Origin of the sequence: Rhizobium rhizogenes NBRC 13257, from assembly GCF_000696095.1 — a bacterium.
Taxonomy (GTDB): domain Bacteria; phylum Pseudomonadota; class Alphaproteobacteria; order Rhizobiales; family Rhizobiaceae; genus Rhizobium; species Rhizobium rhizogenes.
Genome location: NZ_BAYX01000003.1, coordinates 539,586 through 560,918, shown reverse-complemented (window position 1 = coordinate 560,918; position 21,333 = coordinate 539,586). Strand labels below are relative to the sequence as shown.

Here is a 21,333-nt window from a genome sequence, read left to right as displayed (position 1 = left end):
GGTCAATGCGGCGTGTAACTGAGCCGCTAGAGGAAGTAACGGAGTTTCAACGGTAGCAGGGCAGCTCCGATCGCAGCGGCATCCCCTCTCGTTTCACTCAGCACCAGCTTCGCCTCCCGCGGCCCGACATCATACCGATGTGCGCGCGAAGATGGCATGTGCACGCGCCCGATCATCATCCGCCCAAGCTCCCGCGGCAATTGCCCCCCGAACACGATCGCCTGCGGATCAAGCACGGCGATCAAGCTCGCGACCAACCGATCCAGCAGGGGCATAGTCTGCTCCAGCCACGCCTCCACGCCGGGCCAGGACGGATCGAAGCGCTGGTGCAGTTCATCGATCGAATGGATATCGATGCCGTTCTCCTGCAGCATCCGGATCAGATATTGCAAAGCAGGCCGCTTTGGCGATTCATCCGGATTGTAGATGCCGCTGAATTCGCCGGCATTGCCGTGAAAGCCATGAAAGGGCTTGCTGTCGAGGATGAGGCCGCCGCCGAAACCGTAATTGAAGGAAAGATAGGCGAAGGTGGAACACCAGAGGCCGGCGCCGCGCAGGCTTTCGCCAATAGCACCCGTCGTCGCGTTATTCTCCAGCCATACGGGAAGCTCGAAAGCGCGCTCAAGACCCGGACGCAGATCGACGAGCGACCAGTCCCGCAGAGGCTCTGGCGCATTGAATTCCCGATTGTCCATGACGAAAAACCCCGACATCGAAAAGCCGAGCCCCGCAAGGCGTTCGCGCGATATACCGTGCTTTTTCAGGATGGTTTGAAGAGTTTCCAGAAGCCTGGCGATGGTCGCCTGCCGATCGCTCGGCACCATCCTCAGGGTTTCCTCAGCAACCACGTTGCAGCCGAAATCGGCCAGATACAGGATCGCTGAATCGGTGTTGATCGAGATGCCGACGGAATAGACCGCTTGCTTCACCAGTTCGATCGTCGGGCTCGGCTGGCCACGCGCGCCCTTGAGCGGCGCGCCCGCGCGAAGAAGGCCCCGCTCCATCAGGGTTTCCACAAGCCGGTGCACGGACTGCTGGGTCAGATTGGTATGCGCCGTGATCGTCGAACGCGCGATCGGCTCGTGACGGCGCACGATATCGAGGATCATCCGTTCGTTGTCGCTCGCAAGCGGCGACATGTCGAACCTGGTCGGGGAAGCAGCTTGCAGTGTCATACCTCTGGCTTAGCCGCTCGGACGAGGGCTCGCAATCCATCCTGTAATGCCCAGAGGGGCTTTTTTACTGGACCCGTCACAAATATTACACCTAAAGTGTATTAACTGGAATGAGAACAATATTTCCCGCCGGAATGGGCAAGATCTGATCCTCCTCCCAAACCTCAACCATCCGAAAGTTCTCCCCATGCCCAGCCAGACCGCTGCCTCCCGTTTCGCAGACATTTTCTCGCTCGTTTCGCGCAGCAACCCTGATATTCTCACCATCGCGCATCGCGGCCTGTGGACGGCAGCGCCGGAAAACTCGCTCACGTCTATCCGCGACGCTGCGGCACTTAATGTGGAAATCGTCGAAATCGACACGCAGGCGACGTCCGATGGAAAGCTTGTCGTGATCCATGATGCGACGCTTGACCGGACATCGACCGGCACCGGCGTTATCAGCGCCTGCGATCTCGCGACAATCCGCAATGCCCGTCTTCGCTCAGGTGGCGGCGGAGAGACAGCGTCCGTCACCGACGAGCGCATTCCGACGCTGGAGGAAGCGCTGGAGGAGGCGCGCGGGCGGATCTTCGTCAATATCGACACGAAATATTCGCGTGACTTGCCGCTGGTGATCGCCACGATCAAGCGCCTCGATATGCAGGACCAGATCATCATCAAGACCGATATCGAGCCGGCATCCGGCCATTTCCCGGTGATCGATGCGGACTGGTTCGGCTCCATCCCGCATATGCCGATGTTTCGCGTCAGGCCCGGACAATTCGCCGAAGACCTGAAGCTGATCGAGCCGCTGCGGGCGCCGATGGTGGAGGTCAAGTTTTCCGACATTACCGACCTTGCCGGCGGGCGCGAGGAACTGAAGCGTCAGAATATCCGCCTCTGGATCAATACGCTCGATGTCTCTCATAATCTCGATTTCAACGACAGCCGGGCGCTCGGCGATCCCGAAGGTGTATGGGGCACCTTGGTCGAGGTAGGCGTCGGCGCCGTCCAGACCGACACGATTGCGCCATTCAAGCAATGGCTCGCCGGCCATGAGACCAAGAGGATCGCATGATGGCCGCCGCCCACGAGCGTCTCTCACAGGCGAGCGCCATCATCGAGGAAGCGGCCGACAAGGCGCTGCATTTCTTTGCAGCGCACCAGACTGTCGCCACCCATGCCAAGGGCGTGCAGGACTTCGTCTCCGAAGCCGACACGACCGTCGAAAACCTGATCCGCGATCGGCTCGCCGCCGCCTTTCCCGGCGAAGCGATCGTCGGCGAGGAGTTCGGCGGGCAGCCGGAAGGCGCGCTTTGGATCATCGACCCGATCGACGGCACGTCGAACTTCCTTCGTGGCTCGCCGCTCTGGGGAATTTCACTTGGCTTCGTGCGTAACGGCCGCCCCGAATTCGGCGTCGTTGCCATGCCGGTCATGGGCGAAATCTACGCGGCCGCCGATGGCACCGGCCTCTTGATGAACGGCAAGCCGCTCGCCCGCACCAGCCCCTTGGAGGACGTCCGCGTCATGTCGCTGGGCGACAATCCCGCGGAGGATTTCGACGATGCCGCCAGGTTTCAAGTTGGGTTGAGACGCGCGGGCTGGGTCGTCGAAGCCTTCCATTCGACCTCCGTCTCCCTCGTCTTTGCCGCACGCGGCATTTTCGATGGGCATTTGCAGAAGGTGACAACGATGTGGGACATCGCCGGCGGTGCCGTGCTTGCCCGCGAAGCCGGGCTCGAGGTGCGGATCGGTGAGGATCTCGCAAGCCGCGTCCCATGGATCGCAGCTGGAACGCCGGCCTTGTTGGCGGCGACTGAGCCGCTCTGGCCGGAGATCAGGATGAACCATCTGAACGACTAAGAATGATCCGGTTCCTGCATCCACTGTGGGATGTCGCGTTTGGCGTGAAGCACGCGCCAAACGTCGATATGCCTAGACGCCCCGCTGCCGATGCACACGATCGCGCAAGCCGGCAAAATAATCCGCATCGACCGGTTTGTTCGTCGGAGACAACGATCCGTCAAACAACAATTTGCGTAGATTGGACCGGTCCTGATCCTGACGGATCAATTCGCGGATATATTCGCCGCTCGTCGCGTAGCCATGCGTTGAAGCTTGCTCGTCGACAAAGCTCCTCAAAGCGTCCGGCAGATAGATACTTATAGCGCTCATGGCGGAACAATATGAGCACCAGCAAAAACGGCAAGGATCCCTGCCACACCTTTGGCCAAAGTCGATATGGCAATTAATTACGCAAGAACCTCCCGCTGTTTGCCATACATCCGGCTCGCCCGCAGCAGGCGCTGCGAATAGGGATGTTCGACCACTCCCTTTCGCAGTCTTTCGATATCGACCTCTTCGACGATCTCCCCCGCCTCCATGATGGCGACGCGGCTGCACATATGGGAGACGACAGCGAGATCGTGGCTGACAAGCAGGTAGGTCAGGCCGCGTTCGCGGCGCAGGTCGTCCAACAGGTTGAGGATTTCGGCCTGGACCGAGACGTCGAGCGCGGACGTGGGTTCGTCGAGCAGCAGGACGGCGGGGTTCAGAACCAGGGCGCGGGCGATGGCGACGCGTTGGCGTTGGCCGCCCGAAAGCTGATGCGGGAACCGGTAACTTAGCGACGGATCGAGGCCGACGGAGCGCAGCAGGGCATCGACATCCATCGAGCCGGTGGCAATCCCCTGGTTACGGAGCGGCTCCTTGAGCTGCGAGCGGATGGTCTTGCGGGGGTGGAGCGATCCGTAGGGGTCCTGAAACACCATCTGCACCCGGCGGAAGAACGGCCGGTCGCGCCGCCGGTCCAGAATGTCGCCGTCCAGCTCGATGCTGCCTTGGTAATTCGGATTGAGACCGGATACGGCACGCAGGACCGTGGATTTTCCGCAGCCGGACTCGCCGACCAAGCCGAAAGCCGTGCCCTTCTCGACGTCGAAGCTGACATTCCTCACGACAGGCCTCTGGCCGGCGGCGAAACGGATGGTGAGATTGTCGATTTCGATCATCGCGTTCTCTCCAGGATCTTACTGTCGAGCCAGGACGGATCGCGTTTCAAGATCGGCAGGCGGATCGGCGGATCGTCGATCGACGGCAGCGACGCGAGCAGGCCTTGCGTATAGGGGTGCCTGGCCTTGTCGAGATCTCGCGCCTCAAGGACCTCGACGACCCGTCCGGCATACATGATCAGCACGCGGTCGCAGAAATTCCGCACAAGGTTCAGGTCGTGACTGATGAAGATCAGGCCGAGATTGCGCCGGGCGACAAGCTCGTCCAACAGGGCGAGGATTTCGAGCCGCACCGTGACATCGAGCGCGGATGTCGGCTCGTCGGCGATCAGAACCTCGGGCTCGGCAATCAGCATCATGGCGATCATCACGCGTTGGCCCATGCCGCCTGAGATCTCGTGCGGATAGAGACGGGCCACCCGTTCGACATCGCGGATCTTGACGGCCTCGAGCATCTCCAGCGTTTGGCCGTAGGCCTGCTTCGCACTCGCCTTGGGATAGTGCAGGCGATAGGTCTCGGCGATCTGCTCTCCGATCCGCATGACCGGATTGAGCGAATATTTCGGATCCTGCAGGATGAGCCCGATCCGCCGCCCACGGATCGTCATCATCTTGCGCTCGTCTGCCTTGAGCAGATCGACGTCGCGAAAACTCATCCGTTCGGCGCTGACCATTGCCGTCGGCGGCAGCAGCCGCATGATGGCGCGACCGACCGTCGACTTGCCCGAGCCGGATTCGCCGACGATGCCGAGTTTTTCCTGGCCCAGCGAAAAGCTGACGCCGCGCACGGCCCGCACGGAGCCGCCGCCGAAGGCGATCTCGAGATTGTGAATATCAATGAGGGAAGAGCTCATTCCGCACCTCTTGGATCAAGGACATCGCGCAGCGCATCGCCGACGAGGTTGAAGGCAAGGCTTACCAGCGCGATGGCAATGCCGGGGGCGGCGATGACCCAGGGGCTGTCGAGCATAAATTCGCGGCCTGTGGCCGCCATCGACCCCCATTCCGGCCAGGGCGGTTGCGCGCCGAGGCCGAGAAAGCCGAGGCCGGCGGCGGTGATGATGATGCCGGCCATGTTGAGAGTCACACGCACGATCACCGAGGGGATACACATCGGCAGGATGTGGCGAGTGATGATCGCCAAGGGCGTCGCGCCTTGCAGACGCACGGCGGCGATGAAATCCGCCTTGCGCAGGCTGAGCGTTTCGGCGCGCGCGAGCCGGGCAATCGGCGGCCAGGCCGTCAGCGAGATCGCGATGATCGCATTGGTGATGCCGGGACCGAGTGCCGCCGCAAAGCCCAGCGCCAGCACCAGGCCTGGAAAGGACAGGAAGATGTCGGTGATCCGCATCAGGATCTCATCGACAATCCCCCCGAAATAGCCGGAGCAGGTGCCGATCAGCAGGCCCAAGGGTGCGACGATGATCGAGACGAGCATGATGATATAGAGCGTCGTGCGCCCGCCATAGACGATGCGGGCAAAGACATCGCGGCCGAAATTGTCAGTACCGAGCCAATGCTGCGTCGATGGCGGCGCGAGCCGCCCCGCCATGTCCTGCACGATCGGATCATACCGCGTCAGCAAGGGCGCGGCGATGGCAACGAGGATCAGCAGGACGATGATGGCAAGGCCGATAAGGCCGAGCGGATGCAGGCGGAACTTCAGCCAGCCCTGATGGAATTGCTGCACGGAGGACTGGAACCATCCCTGGGGCTCGGGCGCGAGCAGCCATTTGCGAAAGCTGTTGCCGCTGGCGCGATCTGTGTGTTCGGCGGAGATCGTCATCGGCGTCACCGTGTCCTTGGATCAAGAATGCGATAAAGCACATCCGAGATGATATTGATGGTGAGGAAGACGGCGCCGATCGTCAGCACGGCACCCATGACGACATTCATGTCGTTCATCTGCAGTCCGCGCGTCAGATATTGGCCGAGCCCAGGCCAGCCGAAAACCGTCTCGATCAGCACCGCGCCTTCCAGCAGGCCGCCGAAGGTCAGCGCCATGATTGTCAGCAATTGGACGCGGATATTCCGGAAGGCATGGCGCCAGACGACCTTGCGCCGTCCAAGCCCCTTTGCCCTTGCCGTCACGATATATTCCTGGCCGAGCTGCTCCAGCATGAAGCTGCGCGACATGCGGCAGATATAGGCCACGGAATAATAACCGAGGATCGCGCCCGGCAGGATGATGTGATTGAGCGCGTTTTGAAACACGTCCCACTGGCCTTCCATAGCGGAATCGATCAGCAGAAAGCCGGTGACTGGCGTCACGAGCCCCTCATACAGAACGTCGACGCGACCCGACGCACCAACGAGCTGGAGCTTGGCGTAGAAGACGAAGAGCGCCATCAGCCCCATCCAGAAGATCGGAATGGAATGGCCGGCAAGGGCGACGATGCGCGCGATGTGATCGAGGATCGTGCCGCGCCGGACGGCCGCGGTGATGCCGAGCGGGACGCCGACGACGATGCCGATGATCATGGCGATGATGGCAAGCTCGATGGTCGCCGGGAAAATGCTCAAGAGATCGGTCAGGATCGGCTGGCCGGTCGTGGCCGAGGTGCCGAGATCGCCGGTCGCGATCTTCCCAACATAGGTGAGGAACTGCATCCAGATCGGCTGGCCGAGCCCAAGCTCGTTATAGACGCGATCATAGACCGCCTTGCTCACCTCTGACCCAGTAATGGCAAGCACCGGATCGGCTGGAAGTAGTCGCCCCATCGAAAAGGTAAGAAATAGTAGCCCGAGCAGCGTGGTGACGATCGCCACGACGCGGCCCGCCAATCGCCGCAGGAGGGCGACGAGCGGATGCGGCGGCGTATCCGCGAACGCATCCCGATCCATGCTGCCACGGGAATCGCGTTTCGGTGTCAACTCGGCACTCGTCACAGGCGATTACTCCTTCGTCACGTCGTGCCAGCGCGTCGACCAGGTCGTATGCCCGTGATAGCCCTTGACGTTGGCGCGCATGACGTAGGGATCGGTGCGCTGGAAGAAGATGATCAGCGGCGAGTCCATGCCGCCATAGATGCCGTCCATCTTCTTGAAGAGGTCGGTGCGCTTGGCTGTATCGCGCTCCTTCATCGACTGGTCGACCAGCGTGTTGAGCTCGTCCACCTTCATGCCGGCCCGCCAGAGATAATAGCTGCCGAGACGCGCCTCGTCGCTATTGTCGGGATTGTAGGCATATTGCGTGGCGACGGCGAAGGGATCGGGAAGCCGTGCACCGGAATTGCCGAGGAGTACCTGGTATTTGCGCTCGCGAAACGCCGGGATGAATTCGCCCGGCACTAGATCGAGATCGATACCGGCAACACGGGCACTTGCCTGCAACGCCTCGGTAAAGGGCAAGGTTGCCGCCGCCGATGGATTGAGCACCTTCTTCAGGCCGTTCGGATAGCCTGCCTCTGCCAGCAATTGCTTGGCCTTGGCCGGATCGTAATCATAGCGCGATGTTGCGCTTTCCGGTGCGCCTATCATCCCACGCGGGATCATCGATTGCCAGGGAAAGCCGGTGTAGCGCATGATGTTGTCGGAAATCGCCTTCCAGTCGAAGGCATGCTGAAACGCCTCGCGGACCTTGGGCTTCTGCAGGTCCGGGTCTTTCTGATTGAGCGCTATATAGTAGAAGCCAAGGCCTGGAACATTGTCGATCACCATGGCCTTGTTGGTGGCGAGCGCATCGAGATCGCCGCTTGAAACATATTGCCCGATATCGACGTCACCGGCCTCCAGCTGCAGGCGCAGATTGCCCGATTCCGGGATATGGCGGGCAACGACGCGTGTCATGGCCGGAGCGCCGCCCCAATAGTTCTTGCGGGCATTGAAGATCGCGATATCGTTCGGCCGCCACTGCGCCAGCGTGAACGGCCCGCTGCCTGCCGAATTGGCGGAAAGCCATGTACCGCCGAAATCGCCGTTGGCCTCATGCGACAGGGCCGTCTTCTTGTCGATGATGCCGATCGACGAGCCGGCGAGGGAATAGAGCACGAGATCGGTATTGACGGCCTGCGGCAGCTCGATCTCCAGCGTGTGAGCATCCTTGGCCCGGATCAGCTTGTCGACATTCCCGGCCGTGAAGCCCCAGGGCGCGATATCGGTCGAGCCGACCTGCCCCATCTTGATGACGCGCTGAATGGACCATGCGGCATCTTCCGCCGTCACAGGATTGCCGCTCTGGAAGGTCGCATCGTCACGCAAAGTCAGCGTGATGATCTTGCCGTCCGACGAAACGCTCCACTTCGTTGCAAGCATCGGCTTCAGCGTCTGGAGGTCGTCCGGGGAGAGCTGCACCAGATTGTCGTAGAGATTGGAGATCAGCTCGGAAACCGTGCGTGCATTGTTCTGCGCCGGGTCGAGTGTCCTGATGCCGGTGAGGTTGGTGCCGATCACCAGCATATTTGGCGGCGAAGCCGCCAGGGACGGCTGCGCAGCAATCAAGGCAGCGGCGATTGCCACCGATGTCAGCAAGCTCTTCAACATTTCAAGACCTCCCAATCTTTTTGCGCGGGCAGCGCCCACGCCTTTTGCAGTCTGTAGCAGCGCACAGGCTCGGTGCGCTTACCCCTCCCAGTCCTTCAGCAGGCGATGCAGCTCCTCCCGATCCTTCTGATCGAGCTGCGGCAATCCCGGCACGCGCACAGGGCCGACATTAAGACCCGAATAGGTCACCGCCTCCTTCACCACCGTGACGTTGGCGCCGTTGCGGAATTTCGTACGCATGCGTTCGAACGGCTCGAGCTTGTTGACGATCGCACGCGCCGCGGCGAAATCGCCCCTGTCCAGCGCATCGAGGACGGCGAGCGACAATTGCGGCGCGACATTGACCAGACCGGAGGTAAAGCCGCGCGCACCGGCGGCTGTGAAGGTCGAAGCCCAGCTCTCGGCGAGACCGCAGACGAACAATGCGCCCGCCGGATCCGAGGCTGCGATCGCCCTGGAGAGCAGCATCAGATCCGTCGTCGCAAACTTGATGCCGGCAATGTTGGCGTGGCCGGCAAGGCGCACCATGTCGTCGACGCTGAAGCCGTCGGCGCGCACATAGGCGACCAACGGCAAGGGCGACGCTTCCGCAAGATCACAGAAATAGTCGATCTGGGCTGCGGGTGCGGCAAATGGATCGACAGGCTGATGCGACATGACCGCGGATGCACCGATCACAGCGGCATTCTTTGCCATTGCGATCGCCTCGCGCAACGATCTCCCGATCGCCGCCGTCACCGGCGCCTTGCCGTCGACGCCCGCAACCGCCGCCTCGTGGACATGACGGATTTCCTCAGGTGTCAGGGCGTAGAACTCGCCGGTATTTCCCGCCGCGACGATATTGTGGATCCCGGCAGCGGCGACCCGATGATAGACCTTCGCCGTGATCCGGGGTTCGACCTCGCCCCTATCGTCATAGGCCGTCACGGGAACACCGGACACACCTTTCAGCGCCTGGCGTATGGTTGCGATACTCATCTTCTTCCCCTTGCTAGCTCTCCACCGATGATCGAAATGGAAGGGCGGTAGCATCGGTCACAGCCGGTCGCCGCATCATCCCTTCCTCCCACTGCTGCTCAGACCCCCTGGAACATGCGGGCGCGAGCGTTCAATATGTGCCGCTTCATCGCGTCATGCGCCTCGATCTCCTGCCGTTCGAAGATCGCCTTGACGATCACCGCATGCTCGTCCTGGACGGTGCGTATCTGCTCGGGCGTGCGCTTGAGGCTCAGGCTTCGCGTGACGGAATGCCCGATGGCGAAATGCGGCTTGAACCATTCGCGAAGCGTGATGTGAAACTGGTTTCCGGTCGCCATGGCAATCGCATCGTGCAGCGCCTGATCCTCTTCGGCGCCGAGCTTGCCGTCGCTTAGGCACTGCTCAATGTTGAGAAGAGCGGCTGAAATTCGTTCCTTGTCCGCCGGCTGCCAGTTGCGTGCGGCAAGCTCGGCCGCTTCCGCTTCAAGGCCGGCGCGAAATTCGAAAAACCGCTGCACATCGGCCAGGGAGCCGACCGGCACCATCTTCAGCACGGACGAATCCGGCCGCTGCCGCACATAGGAGCCAGACCCCTTGCGCGAGACGATCAGGCCGTCGCCCCTTAGGCGCTCCAGCGCCTCGCGGATGACCGGCCTCGATGCCCCGAACATGACGGCAAGCTTCTCCTCCGACGGCAATCTTTCGTTCACCGGGAAGTTTCCGTCCGCGATCATGCCCACGATCTTCTCGTAGATGATGTCGCCGAAGCGCGTTGCGCCCCCGTCCGGTGCAGTGACGGCCGACAATGTCATCATCATCCTTTGTTTTGCCGCCCGGCGACAAGGTTCAACCCATTTTCTAGGCGGCAGGGCTACTAAATCTGTTAATATCTGTCAACTCTTGTAATTATCTGAGAACGTATCTATGGTCTGCTCGCGGCGCCAAAAGGACGCCTTGCGATGGGTCGGGAGCCTGTCGCGCCGGCTCAGACAAAGTCGTGCCGGCATCAAACGGGAGGGATATGGATGCGCGATGAAATACTGTCTCGCGGCGTGACACGTCGCGCCGTTCTTGGGGGCATGGCAGGCGTTGCGGCCTTGTCCCTTGCCGGTCGAGCCGCCGCCGCAGGCGGCGAAGCCCCCGCATTGGCCGAGCTCGTCAAGGGCGGAAAGCTGCCGCCGCTCGCCGACCGGCTGCCGAAAAAGCCGATGGTCGTGACACCTTTCGAAAAGGTCGGCACCTATGGCGGAACCCTTCGCCGCGGCCTCAGAGGCTCGTCGGACCATAACGGCATCCTGCGCATGGTGGGCAATCAGAGCCTCGTGCGCTGGAACATGGAATTCACGCAGGTCCTGCCCAATCTCGCAGAGCGCTGGGAGGTCAATGACGACGCCTCGCAATTCACCTTCCACCTGATCGAAGGCGCACGCTGGTCGGACGGCCATCCCTTTACCGCCGACGACGTCGTTTTCGCGATCGAAGACTGCGTCAAGAATACCGACCTCTACAGCGCAGCACCTGCACAGCTGTCCGTCGCGGGCAAGGTGGTCAATGTCGAGAAGCTCGACGACTTCACGGTGAAATTCACCTTCGCGGCACCAAATGCGCTCTATCTGGAAAACCTCGCGACACCGCTCGGCCAGCATCCGACGCTGTTTCCAAAACATTACTGCAGCCAGTTCCTGCCGAAATACAATCCGAACGTCGCCGACGACGCCAAGAAGGCGGGCGTCAGCAGCTGGCCTGAGCTATTCCGGGCGCGCTGCGGCGATATTGAGATCCCATCGCGCTGGGGCAATCCGGACAAGCCGACACTCGACCCCTGGGTCGTGAAGGAACCCTATACCGGCGGCGCGACGCGCGTCGTCATGACCCGAAACCCCTATTTCTGGCAGGTCGACACCGAAGGTAACCAGCTTCCCTATATCGACGAAATCAACTTCGGCATTTCGCAGGATGTCGAATCCCTGATGCTGAACGTCATCTCGGGAAAGATCGATATTCAGGAACGCCATATCAGCGTGCTCGCCAACAAGCCGACGCTCTCGCAAAACATGAAGAAGGGCGATTACCGCCTTTTGACGCTCGTGCCCTCCACCTCGCAGCAATGCCAGATCTACTTCAACATCACCCACAAAGACCCAGCTATGCGCAAGATGTTCGCGGACAAGTCGTTCCGGCAGGCGCTGTCGCTCGGCATCAACCGCCAGGAAGTGATCGACATCGTCTATTTCGGCCAGAGCGAGGGCTATCAGGCCGGGCCGCGTCCCGAACACCCCTGGTATCACGAAAAACTCGCGCGCCAGTTCACCGACTATGATGCCGACAAGGCGGGCGCGATGCTGGACAAGGCAGGCTACGACAAGAAGGACGGCAACGGTTTCCGCCTGAGGTCGGACGGCCAGAAGATCTTCTTTGCCATCGACGTCATCCCGACGCTCTATCCCGATCTCGTCGACGCGCTGGAGCTGGTGAAGGCGCATTGGGCGCAGATAGGCATCGACATGAAGGTCAACACGATCGAGCGCGCACTCTACTATACGCGCGGCGACGACAATGCCCACGACGCGCAGGTCTGGCCGGGGCCTGGCGGCCTCGATCCGATGCTCGACCCGCGCGATTTCTTCGCCTTCCATCCGCAAGGTTCACGCTACGCCATTCCATGGTCGGTCTGGTACACCTCGAACGGCAAGCAGGGTGAGGAACCGCCGGAGAGCCAGAAGAAACGCATGAAGCTCTTCGACGAAGCGCGCTCAACCGCCGACCTCGACAAGCGCGGTGCGGCCATGAAGCAGATCTTCGATATCGCCGCAGAGGAATTCGAGACCGTCGGCCTGTGCCTTGCCGTCGGCGGCTTCGGCATCATCCGCAACAATCTGCGCAATGTGCCGGAGAAGCAGCCCGACAGCTGGTCATGGCCCAATCCGGGACCGGCGCTGCCGCAGCAGTTTACCTTCACAAGCTGATTTTGCCGACCCAGCGCCGTCCTCCGCGGGCGGCGCCATTTTCAAGCGCGCCGCTCGACGCCAATGATGGGCCTTCCTGGGCCTGCCAGTTTCGAAGAGCGGCGTTCCATGCAGGGATAGGGACGCTTAATGCTGGTCTTCATCACCAAACGCCTTTTATGGATGATCCCGTCGCTCTTCGCGATCAGCTTCCTCGCCTTCGTACTGATCCAATTGCCGCCAGGCGACTACGTGACGACCTATATCGCCACGCTCGCCTCCTCGAACGAGGTCGTCGATCAGAACACAGCGGCGCAATTGCGCGAGCGCTTCGGCCTCGATCAGCCGATGATCGTGCAATATATCAAATGGATATGGGGCATCCTGTCGCGCGGCGATTTCGGCATCTCTTTCGAATGGCAGCAACCGGTCTCCGGCCTCATCTGGGAGCGGATGGCGCTGACCTTGGTGCTGGCGCTGGCGACACTTATCGCCACCTGGGGGATCGCGCTGCCGATCGGCGTCTATTCCGCCGTCAAGAAATATTCGATCGGCGACTATCTCTTCACTGCCTTCACCTTCCTCGGCCTTGCCATTCCGTCCTTCCTGCTGGCGCTGGTGCTGATGTATGTCGCAGCCGTTGAGTTCGGCCAGGATGTGGGCGGCCTGTTTTCCTCCGAATACGAGACCGCGCCCTGGAGTATCGCCAAGATGCTCGACCTTCTCACGCATCTATGGCTGCCCGTCATCATCCTTGCCGTCTCCTCGACGGCAAGCCTCATCCGCGTCATGCGCGCCAACATGCTCGATGAGCTGCCTAAACCCTATGTGACGACCGCGCGAGCGAAAGGACTTTCTGAGTTCCGGCTGCTGGTGAAATACCCTCTGCGGATCGCGCTCAATCCCTTCATCTCGACGATCGCCTGGCTGCTGCCCAACCTGATTTCCGGCTCCGTCGTGGTCGCGATCGTCCTCAATCTGCCAACGGCGGGACCGCTGCTGCTGCAGTCGCTGATGGCGCAGGACATGTATCTCGCCGGCGCCTTCGTGCTGTTGATCTGCGCACTGACGCTGATCGGCTCGCTGATCAGCGACATCCTGCTCGCGCTGGTCGATCCCCGCATCCGGTTGGAATAGGAGCCGCTCATGGCCGACATTGCCGTCACAAATATTCCGCCGGACCGCGCCGCCGTCGCCTCGCAATGGCAGCTGATCTGGTGGGCCTTCCGTAGGCACAAGCTTGCCATGGTGGCCCTCGTCGTCACCGTGATCATGTACATCGTCGCCATCATCCCGGGTTTCTTCGCCATCAACGACCCCGCTCTGCAAAACGCGCGGGCGACCTTTCATCCGCCGCAGCAATTGCATTTCATCGATACCGACAACGGGTTCTCTCTCGGCCTACACTATTATCCGCTGAAGCTCACTCGCGACCCGGAAACGCTGGCCGCCATATTCAAGGAAGACAGGACGAAGCGGGTCGATGTCAGCCTGTTCGGGCGTGGCTACGAATATTCGGTGCTGGGTCTTTTCACCTCCAACATCCATCTGCTTGCCTCATCCGACAAAACTACCCCTCTCCTGCTCTTCGGCGCCGACCGGCTTGGCCGCGATGTCTTCAGCAGGACGGTACAGGGTTCGCAGATCTCGCTGTCGATCGGCCTTGTCGGCGTCTTTTTTTCGCTGCTCCTCGGCATCGTGCTCGGCGGCATCTCCGGCTATTACGGCGGCCGGCTCGATTTCTTCATCCAGCGGCTGATCGATTTCGTGCTGTCGCTGCCGACCATCCCGATCTGGCTCGCTATGGCAGCGGCACTGCCGCAGGGCTGGCCCGCAGCACTGCAATATATGATGATCACCATCATCCTATCGCTGACCGGCTGGGCGCAGCTCGCCCGCGTCGTCCGGGGCCGCTTCCTGTCTCTGCGCACGGAAGAATTCGTGGCCGCGGCACGACTCGACGGCGCCCGCGAGAGTCGGATCATCTTTCGCCACATGCTGCCGAGCTTTGCCAGCCATATCATCGCGTCGATCACGCTCGCCGTGCCGGCGATGATCCTTGCGGAGACGTCGCTGTCTTTCCTCGGGCTTGGCCTGCAACCACCGACCATCTCATGGGGCGTGCTTCTGCGCGAGGCCCAGAACATCCGCTCGATCGCCACGGCGCCATGGCTCTTCATGCCCGGCCTTGCCGTCGTCATCGCCGTCATGGCGCTCAACCTTCTCGGCGATGGTCTGCGCGATGCGGCCGACCCCTATAACAAATGAGGCCGGCATGACCGATATCGTTTCCATGACGGGCGTCAGACCGCTTCTGCAGGTGAAAAACCTGAGCGTCGACTTTCCCTTGCGTACCGGCAATTTCCGCGCGGTCGACAACCTCTCCTTCTCGATCGAGCCGGGAAAGACACTCTGCGTCGTCGGCGAGAGCGGATCCGGCAAGTCGGTGACGGCACGCTCGATCCTGCAGATTGTCGATGCACCCGGCCGTATCGCCAGCGGCTCGATCATCCTGAACGGCTCGGACGGAAGCTCCATCGATATCGTCAGCCTCAATCCGCGCGGTCGCCAGATCCGCGCGATACGCGGCCGCGACATCGCCATGATCTTCCAGGAGCCGATGGCCTCGCTCTCGCCGGTGCACACGGTCGGCGACCAGATCATCGAGGCGCTTCGCCTTCACACCAAAATGAGCAAGGCGGAAGCTCGCGCTGAGGCTATATCCCTACTCAAACAGGTGGAGATCCCATCGCCGGACAAAGCGGTGGACCGATACACATTTCAATATTCGGGCGGGATGCGCCAGCGCGCCATGATCGCCATGGCGCTCGCCTGCAAGCCGCAGCTTCTGATCGCCGACGAACCGACCACGGCGCTCGATGTGACCACGCAGGCCGAAATCCTCGACCTGATTGCCCGGCTGCAAAAGGCCTATGGCATGGCAGTGCTGTTCATCACCCATGACATGGGCGTCGTGGCACAGATCGCCGATGATGTGCTGGTCATGCACAATGGCGTCGCCAAGGAATATGCGCCGGTCGAGCAGATCTTTCACGCGCCGAAGGACGACTATACGCGTATGCTGATCGGCTCCGTCCTGAAGCTCGAGGAGAAGGCCGAGATCAGGCTGGCGCGCCCGCCGCTCGACAGGACGGCAGCGCCTATTCTCGAGCTGCGCAATGTGTCGATGGCCTTCGGCGAAGTGAGAGCGCTCGACGATATCTCGATATCGCTGCTTCCGGGCGAAACGCTCGGCATAGTCGGCGAGAGCGGCTCCGGCAAGACCACCATGGGTCGCTCGATCATGCGCCTCCTCGACCCAACTGCCGGCGAGATACTCTATCGCCGCGCCGATGGCGGCATCGTCGATCTGGCGACCGCGAAGGGAGAAAGCCTGGCAGCCGCGCGGCGCGAATTGCGCATGGTCTTCCAGGATCCCTTCGGCTCCCTCAACCCGCGCATGACCGTTTCGCAGATCATCGGCGAGCCGCTGCTGGTCAACGGCATCGCAAAAGGCCGGGCGCTGGACGAGCGCGTTTGCGACCTGATGGAACAGGTGGGCCTCGACCCGAAGACACGTGAACGATATCCGCACGCTTTTTCCGGCGGCCAGCGCCAGCGCATCGGCATTGCCCGCGCTATCACCCTCAACCCGCGCATTATTGTCGCCGACGAGGCAACATCGGCACTCGACGTATCGGTCCGTTCCCAGGTGCTCGACCTGTTGATGCGGCTGCAGGACAAGCTTGGCCTTGCCTATATCTTCATCAGCCACGACATCGGCGTCATCCGTTATATGTGCGATCGTGTCGGCGTGATGTACAAAGGCCGGCTTGTCGAAGTCGGCGATGCGGACAAGGTCTGCAACACACCCGAGCACGCCTATACGCAAGCACTCATCTCCGCCATTCCCCGCCCAGATCCGCGTGATCGGGATCATTCGCGGCGTTTCCGCTACGTCGAACCGGACGTGCTGAAAAACGGCAGCGCGGCGTGATGACGATCGCGCGGATACCCCCTCATGTGCGGAGCTCCCTTCCGCACCATGACTGTTGCAATCGATAGAAGGACAGACAGATGAAGATCGACCGCATGCGGGTTTTCATGACCCGGGATAAGGACCGCCCCCGCGTTATCGTCGCACTCGACACGGATGACGGCCTGACGGGCTGGGGCGAATGCTACAATCACGGCCCCGACAAGGCACTCCCACCCATTCTCGATTATCTCTACGGTTTTCTGTCCGGCCAAGATCCGACCCGCATCGACTATCTGGTCAACCTACTGATCCAGCAAAGCCGCTTCCCGCCCGGCGCGCTCGGGCTTTCGGCCATCTCAGCGCTCGACCATTGCCTGTGGGACCTCTCCGCCAAGGCCGCTAATGTTCCGGTCTACAAGCTGCTCGGCGGCGCCGTGCGCGACCGCGTCAAGGTTTATGCCGGCGTCTACACCGCGCCGGATGCACCGGCGGCCCGCGACGAATTCGATCGCCTCAACGCGGAATGGGGGTTCACTGCCTTCAAGCTCAGCCCCTGGCGCGTCGACATTCACGCCCATCGCTGGGGCAATGTGGTCAAGGCGTCGGCAGATTATTTCCGCTCGTTGCGCGAGACCGTGCGCGACGATTATGAGATCGCCTTCGACGCGCATGCGCAGATTTTCGAGCCGGTCGCCGCAAGGCAGCTCGGCAATGCTTTGGCACCCTACGATCCACTGTTTTACGAAGAGCCGCTGCGTCCGGAAAATATCGACATGTGGGGCGACCTCAAACAGGGGCTGAACTGCGTGCTCGCAACCGGGGAGTCGCTCTATAATCGCAACGAATTCCTGCGCCTGCTTCAGGTCAAGGGCGCCGACCTGATCCAGCCCGACATCTGCGTCGTCGGTGGCATCAGCGAGATGCGGCGTATTGCGACCCTTGCCGAAGCCTATTTCGTCGGCGTGGCGCCGCACAATCCGATGGGCCCGCTGGCAACCGCCGTCAACGTTCACTTTTCGGCGGCCACACAGAACTTCCGCATTCTCGAATATCGTCTGCCGAAGGGCCAGGCTTATGTCTATGGCGGCAAGGATATCGAAAAGCGGCAGGGCGAGACGCGTTATATCGTCGACCCCTATTTGCCGAAGGACGGCTATCTGGAGCTGAGGCCCGACAGGCCAGGCTGGGGCGTGGAGATGGACGAAAAGGCGATGGAAGAGGAAGGCTATATCCATTGGCAGCGCCGTGTTCCGAAACGTCCTGACGGCTCTTATGCCTTTGCCTGAGTGATCGGTTAGGCCGGCATGCTGCCTCGATGACCATCATGCCGGCCCGGCTCGCACCTAAAGCGAGCCCGTAAAGATTGGATTCAGTCTTTTTTGGTAATTGTCCGTTAGCAATACGAGCTGGTGAACTCCCGACGGCATCGATTGTGCTGTCGATCCTTGTTTTGCGTGCGGGCTCCTATGCGTATTTCGGCTGTATCAGCAATCCTTCTTGCCTCCCTGGCATTGTCAGGTTGCTCCACCAGTTCCGGTGCGGGCGACCTCGCAGCCGGTCTACCATCAGCCGAAACGACGAATTCCATTGCCCGGTCGGACGGCCCCGTGCCCTCAGTAAGTGTCGGCGAGGTGATTGCGCAGGCGGAACAGCAGCAGGGCTTATACGCTCCATCAGCGCCAGGTCCGCGCCCACAAGCGTTCCTGTCGGTGGCCAAGACGGAGGGCACCCCGCTTCCCGCGGAAAGGCCCGTGGCGTTGCTGATGCCTGCCAACCCCAGGATCAGCAGCATAGCGCCGCTGGCGCGTTCGCCGATCTACGCCCGCCGTTTTCGCGACGCCAAACCGATCAATTTCGGCGTCTCCTCGCCGAGAAAGCTTGCCGTGCACGGTGTCGACGTTTCCCGCTGGCAGGGCGATATCGACTGGCAGACGCTGCAAACGCAGGGCGCGAACTTCGTCTACATCAAAGCGACCGATGGCGGCGATCATCTCGACCCGATGTTCAGGCAGAACTGGCGCAAGGCCAAGGAGGCCGGGCTGAAGCGCGGCGCCTATCACTTCTTCTATTGGTGCCGGACCGCCGGCGAACAGGCCGACTGGTTCATCCGCAACGTTCCGAAGGAAGCGGGTGCATTGCCGCCGGTGATCGACGTCGAATGGAACGGCGAATCGAGCTGCAAGCAGCGCGTCTCGCGCGAGCGCGTCCTCGAAAAAATGCAGACCTTCATGGACAAGCTGGAACGGTACTACGGCCAGCGTCCGATCATCTATACCGCACCGGATTTCTATCGCGACAATCTGAGGGGCGCATTTCTCGAGCACCCCTTCTGGCTGCGCGCGGTAGCCGAACATCCGTCAAAGGTCTATCCGGGCCGCAAATGGCTGTTCTGGCAATATTCAGGCTCGGGCCTGTCGCATGGCGTCGAAGGTCGTATCGACCTCAATGCCTTCCACGGCAGCGAGGACGAATGGCACAAATGGGTGGCGACGAACTGAACCCGTAACCATCCGATAGCGACGGGTTACAGTCGCGCCGACCGGTTCAATATTGTGTGAAATCGCCGGTTTCCGACTGCAGCAGCGTCAGCGGATAGCGAGCCGGATGGTGCACGAGCGCCGTCATGTTCACCGGCCGATTGCGATCGTCGAAGGCGATCTGGTCGACGGTCAGAACGGCGGCCGGCGGCGTAAGCTCCAGGATAGCCGTTTCCTCATCGGTGGCGATGCGCGCGCTTAGCGTCGTCTGTCCGCGCTTCGGATAAATCCGGTAGCGTTCGCGCAATTCCGCATAGAGAGAGCGGTTGGCAACGCCCCAGTCGAGATCCAGAAGGCCCGCGACGCGGCCGGCGGGAATCCAGTCGGTCTGGATGACCGCCGGTATATTGTCGATCAGGCGCAATCTGGTCAGCACGACCACCTCCGCACCGGGCGCGAGGAACAGCGGCCGGCTTATGTCGAGCGGTGCGCGAACGATGCTGGCTTCGATCAGGCGATGACCGGGATTGCGGCCGTTGGCCAATGCGGTGCTGGTAAAGCTCTTCAGCACCTGCAGCTCGAAGCCGCCGCCATGCTCGGTGACGTAGAGCCCCTTGCCCGGCTGGCTTTGCACCACGCCCTGCTGGATTAATTCGCGGATTGCGTGGCGGACCGTGATGCGGCTGACATTGTAGAGATCGACAAGTTCGCGCTCGGACGGCAGCTTGCCACGCAAGGGAAGCTTGCCGTCGCGAATGGACGCCAGCAAGGCTTCGTACACTTGTTTGTGCAGCGGGCGCGGATCGCCTCGATCAACCATGTCTTGTGTTTCAATCAAGGTTCCCTTGCTCTGGCGCGTATTCAAATGCCGTTTCCCTCGCGACCTCATTCAGGCCTTCGCCATCTTTGACGCAAATCTCTTGAAAGTCCATATTGACATGACTGGTCATAACCAGTCCTATTAACGTCAAGGAGCCGTAGAGTTCCGCACGATGCCGAAGCGTTATCACAATCAAGGGAACAGTTCATGTTTAGGAAAAGCCTTGCTGCCCTCTCGCTCTGCGCCGGCCTTTGGACGGTCTCGGCCCATGCCGAGACGATCTCCGTCTTCTGCGCCCCGACGGAATTCGAATTGTGCACCAACGTCGCCAATGCCTGGAAGGAGAAGACAGGCAATGAGGCGAAGATCAACAAGATGCCCGCGCTGCTGGACGATGCGATCCCGCTTTATCAGCAGCTGCTTGCGGCGAAATCGACCGATGTCGACGTCCTGTTTCTCGACGTCATCTGGCTCGGCATGTTCAAGAGCAACCTGCTCGACCTGAAGACACTGGTCCCGCAGGCCGATCAGGACAAGCATTTCGCCTCGACGCTCAATGCTGCAAAACTGGGCGGTAACCTCGTCGCCATGCCCGCCTATATGGATGTCGGGCTGATGTTCTACCGCAAGGATCTATTGGAGAAATACGGCAAGCAGCCGCCGAAGACCTGGGACGAACTGGCGGCAACCGCCAAGGAAATCCAGGACAAGGAACGTGCAGCCGGCCATCCCGACATGTGGGGCTATGCCTGGCAGGCAAAGAGTTATGAGGGACTGACCTGCGACGCCATCGAACTTATAGCCTCGAACGGCGGCGGCACGATCATCTCCGACGACGGCAAGGTAACGATCGACAATCCCCAGGCCGCCGAGGCAATCGGCAAGGCCAAGGGCTGGATAGGCTCGATCAGCCCGGACGGTGTGCTGAACTATGATGAAGAAGCGTCGCGGGCGATCTTCGAGTCCGGCAATGCGGTCTTCCACCGCAATTGGCCCTATGTCTGGGGCACGTCGCACCAGGCGGGAAGCGCCATCATCGACAAGGTCGGCGTCATGCCGCTGCCGGTCGGCAAGGAAGGGCAGAAGTCCAGCGGTTGCCTGGGGCCGATGTATTACGGCGTATCGAAATACTCCGCCAAGCCGAAGGTCGCCGCCGACTTCGTCAACTTCATCACCGGCCCGGACATGCAGAAGATGCGGGCGCTCAAGGATGCGGTCAATCCGTCCATCCCGGCGCTCTATAGCGATCCGGAAATCCTGGCAAAGATCCCCTTCCTCAAGGACAACCAGCAGGCCTTCGCCGACAGCGCCGTGCGCCCGTCCGGCTACACCGGCACCAGCTACAACAGGGTGTCGCAGGCCTTCTATCGCACCGTCCATGACATGCTGTCTGGCGGCGCCGACATCAAATCCAGCCTGACGTCGCTTGCCGGCCGGCTCGAGAAACTCAAGGAAAGCCGCTGACACCAAGCTTGAGCGCC

Annotated in this window: 18 protein-coding genes and 1 pseudogene; 9 read left to right on the top strand and 10 right to left on the bottom strand. The window is 61.1% G+C overall.

Annotation, left to right across the window (positions count from 1 at the left end; all coding sequences use genetic code 11):
- Nucleotides 1-26: 26 nt before the first annotated feature.
- Nucleotides 27-1,175 (bottom strand): ROK family transcriptional regulator, encoded by a 1,149-nt coding sequence (locus tag RRH01S_RS09465; RefSeq protein WP_012649518.1) that lies wholly within the window; start codon nt 1,173-1,175, stop codon nt 27-29.
- Between the two features lie 187 nt (nt 1,176-1,362).
- Here RRH01S_RS09465 and RRH01S_RS09460 point away from each other — a divergent pair, with 187 nt between their 5' ends.
- Together RRH01S_RS09460 and RRH01S_RS09455 are read left to right on the top strand one after the other, a co-directional pair.
- Nucleotides 1,363-2,235, top strand: a complete 873-nt coding sequence (locus RRH01S_RS09460) for a glycerophosphodiester phosphodiesterase family protein (protein WP_041723262.1) — start codon at nt 1,363-1,365, stop codon at nt 2,233-2,235.
- Nucleotides 2,235-3,023, top strand: coding sequence for an inositol monophosphatase family protein (locus RRH01S_RS09455; protein ID WP_042471109.1), 789 nt, complete (start codon nt 2,235-2,237; stop codon nt 3,021-3,023). The genes RRH01S_RS09460 and RRH01S_RS09455 overlap by 1 nt, the downstream gene beginning before the upstream one ends.
- On the opposite strand, the pseudogene RRH01S_RS35160 reads toward RRH01S_RS09455, so the two are convergent.
- The 8 genes and pseudogenes from RRH01S_RS35160 to RRH01S_RS09415 form a co-directional block, all read right to left on the bottom strand.
- A pseudogene (locus tag RRH01S_RS35160) lies at nt 3,020-3,094 on the bottom strand (type II toxin-antitoxin system RelE/ParE family toxin); the annotation flags it as partial. The gene RRH01S_RS09455 and the pseudogene RRH01S_RS35160 sit on opposite strands and share 4 nt — an antisense overlap.
- Before the next feature lie 318 nt (nt 3,095-3,412).
- The gene (locus RRH01S_RS09445) at nt 3,413-4,171 is read right to left on the bottom strand and encodes an ABC transporter ATP-binding protein (RefSeq protein WP_037222676.1); all 759 of its coding nucleotides are present in this window, start codon (nt 4,169-4,171) and stop codon (nt 3,413-3,415) included.
- Nucleotides 4,168-5,025 carry an ABC transporter ATP-binding protein gene (locus RRH01S_RS09440; RefSeq protein ID WP_034522219.1) on the bottom strand — a complete coding sequence of 286 codons (858 nt, stop codon included), beginning with the start codon at nt 5,023-5,025 and terminating at the stop codon, nt 4,168-4,170. Before RRH01S_RS09440 ends, RRH01S_RS09445 begins: the two co-directional genes overlap by 4 nt.
- The gene (locus tag RRH01S_RS09435) at nt 5,022-5,957 is read right to left on the bottom strand and encodes an ABC transporter permease (protein WP_012649513.1); all 936 of its coding nucleotides are present in this window, start codon (nt 5,955-5,957) and stop codon (nt 5,022-5,024) included. The genes RRH01S_RS09440 and RRH01S_RS09435 overlap by 4 nt, the downstream gene beginning before the upstream one ends.
- A gap of 5 nt (nt 5,958-5,962) precedes the next feature.
- Nucleotides 5,963-7,060 carry an ABC transporter permease gene (locus tag RRH01S_RS09430; RefSeq protein WP_042471107.1) on the bottom strand — a complete coding sequence of 366 codons (1,098 nt, stop codon included), beginning with the start codon at nt 7,058-7,060 and terminating at the stop codon, nt 5,963-5,965.
- 6 nt (nt 7,061-7,066) lie between these two features.
- Complete coding sequence (locus RRH01S_RS09425) at nt 7,067-8,653, bottom strand: ABC transporter substrate-binding protein (protein ID WP_042471104.1); 1,587 nt, start codon at nt 8,651-8,653, stop codon at nt 7,067-7,069.
- A 78-nt stretch (nt 8,654-8,731) separates the two neighbouring features.
- Nucleotides 8,732-9,631 carry a dihydrodipicolinate synthase family protein gene (locus RRH01S_RS09420; RefSeq protein WP_034522223.1) on the bottom strand — a complete coding sequence of 300 codons (900 nt, stop codon included), beginning with the start codon at nt 9,629-9,631 and terminating at the stop codon, nt 8,732-8,734.
- A 98-nt stretch (nt 9,632-9,729) separates the two neighbouring features.
- Nucleotides 9,730-10,443 (bottom strand): FadR/GntR family transcriptional regulator, encoded by a 714-nt coding sequence (locus tag RRH01S_RS09415; protein WP_042471216.1) that lies wholly within the window; start codon nt 10,441-10,443, stop codon nt 9,730-9,732.
- A 213-nt stretch (nt 10,444-10,656) separates the two neighbouring features.
- On the opposite strand from RRH01S_RS09415, the gene RRH01S_RS09410 reads away from it, so the two are divergent.
- The 6 genes from RRH01S_RS09410 to RRH01S_RS09385 all read left to right on the top strand — a co-directional run bounded on the left by RRH01S_RS09410 (nt 10,657) and on the right by RRH01S_RS09385 (nt 19,053).
- Nucleotides 10,657-12,597 (top strand): ABC transporter substrate-binding protein, encoded by a 1,941-nt coding sequence (locus tag RRH01S_RS09410; protein ID WP_012649508.1) that lies wholly within the window; start codon nt 10,657-10,659, stop codon nt 12,595-12,597.
- A 129-nt stretch (nt 12,598-12,726) separates the two neighbouring features.
- Nucleotides 12,727-13,713: an ABC transporter permease gene (locus tag RRH01S_RS09405; protein WP_007690398.1), complete on the top strand. Its 987-nt coding sequence runs from the start codon at nt 12,727-12,729 to the stop codon at nt 13,711-13,713.
- A 9-nt stretch (nt 13,714-13,722) separates the two neighbouring features.
- Nucleotides 13,723-14,844, top strand: coding sequence for an ABC transporter permease (locus tag RRH01S_RS09400; RefSeq protein WP_012649507.1), 1,122 nt, complete (start codon nt 13,723-13,725; stop codon nt 14,842-14,844).
- 7 nt (nt 14,845-14,851) lie between these two features.
- Nucleotides 14,852-16,573 (top strand): ABC transporter ATP-binding protein, encoded by a 1,722-nt coding sequence (locus tag RRH01S_RS09395; RefSeq protein WP_012649506.1) that lies wholly within the window; start codon nt 14,852-14,854, stop codon nt 16,571-16,573.
- An 80-nt stretch (nt 16,574-16,653) separates the two neighbouring features.
- Complete coding sequence (locus tag RRH01S_RS09390) at nt 16,654-17,841, top strand: galactarate dehydratase (protein ID WP_042471101.1); 1,188 nt, start codon at nt 16,654-16,656, stop codon at nt 17,839-17,841.
- A 180-nt stretch (nt 17,842-18,021) separates the two neighbouring features.
- Nucleotides 18,022-19,053 carry a glycoside hydrolase family 25 protein gene (locus tag RRH01S_RS09385; protein WP_034522227.1) on the top strand — a complete coding sequence of 344 codons (1,032 nt, stop codon included), beginning with the start codon at nt 18,022-18,024 and terminating at the stop codon, nt 19,051-19,053.
- 46 nt (nt 19,054-19,099) lie between these two features.
- Here RRH01S_RS09385 and RRH01S_RS09380 read toward each other — a convergent pair whose 3' ends face one another.
- Nucleotides 19,100-19,852 carry a GntR family transcriptional regulator gene (locus RRH01S_RS09380; protein WP_034522229.1) on the bottom strand — a complete coding sequence of 251 codons (753 nt, stop codon included), beginning with the start codon at nt 19,850-19,852 and terminating at the stop codon, nt 19,100-19,102.
- Nucleotides 19,853-20,059: 207 nt separating this feature from the next.
- On the opposite strand from RRH01S_RS09380, the gene RRH01S_RS09370 reads away from it, so the two are divergent.
- On the top strand, nt 20,060-21,316 hold the full coding sequence (locus RRH01S_RS09370; RefSeq protein ID WP_042471098.1) for an ABC transporter substrate-binding protein: 1,257 nt from the start codon (nt 20,060-20,062) through the stop codon (nt 21,314-21,316).
- Nucleotides 21,317-21,333 lie beyond the last annotated feature (17 nt).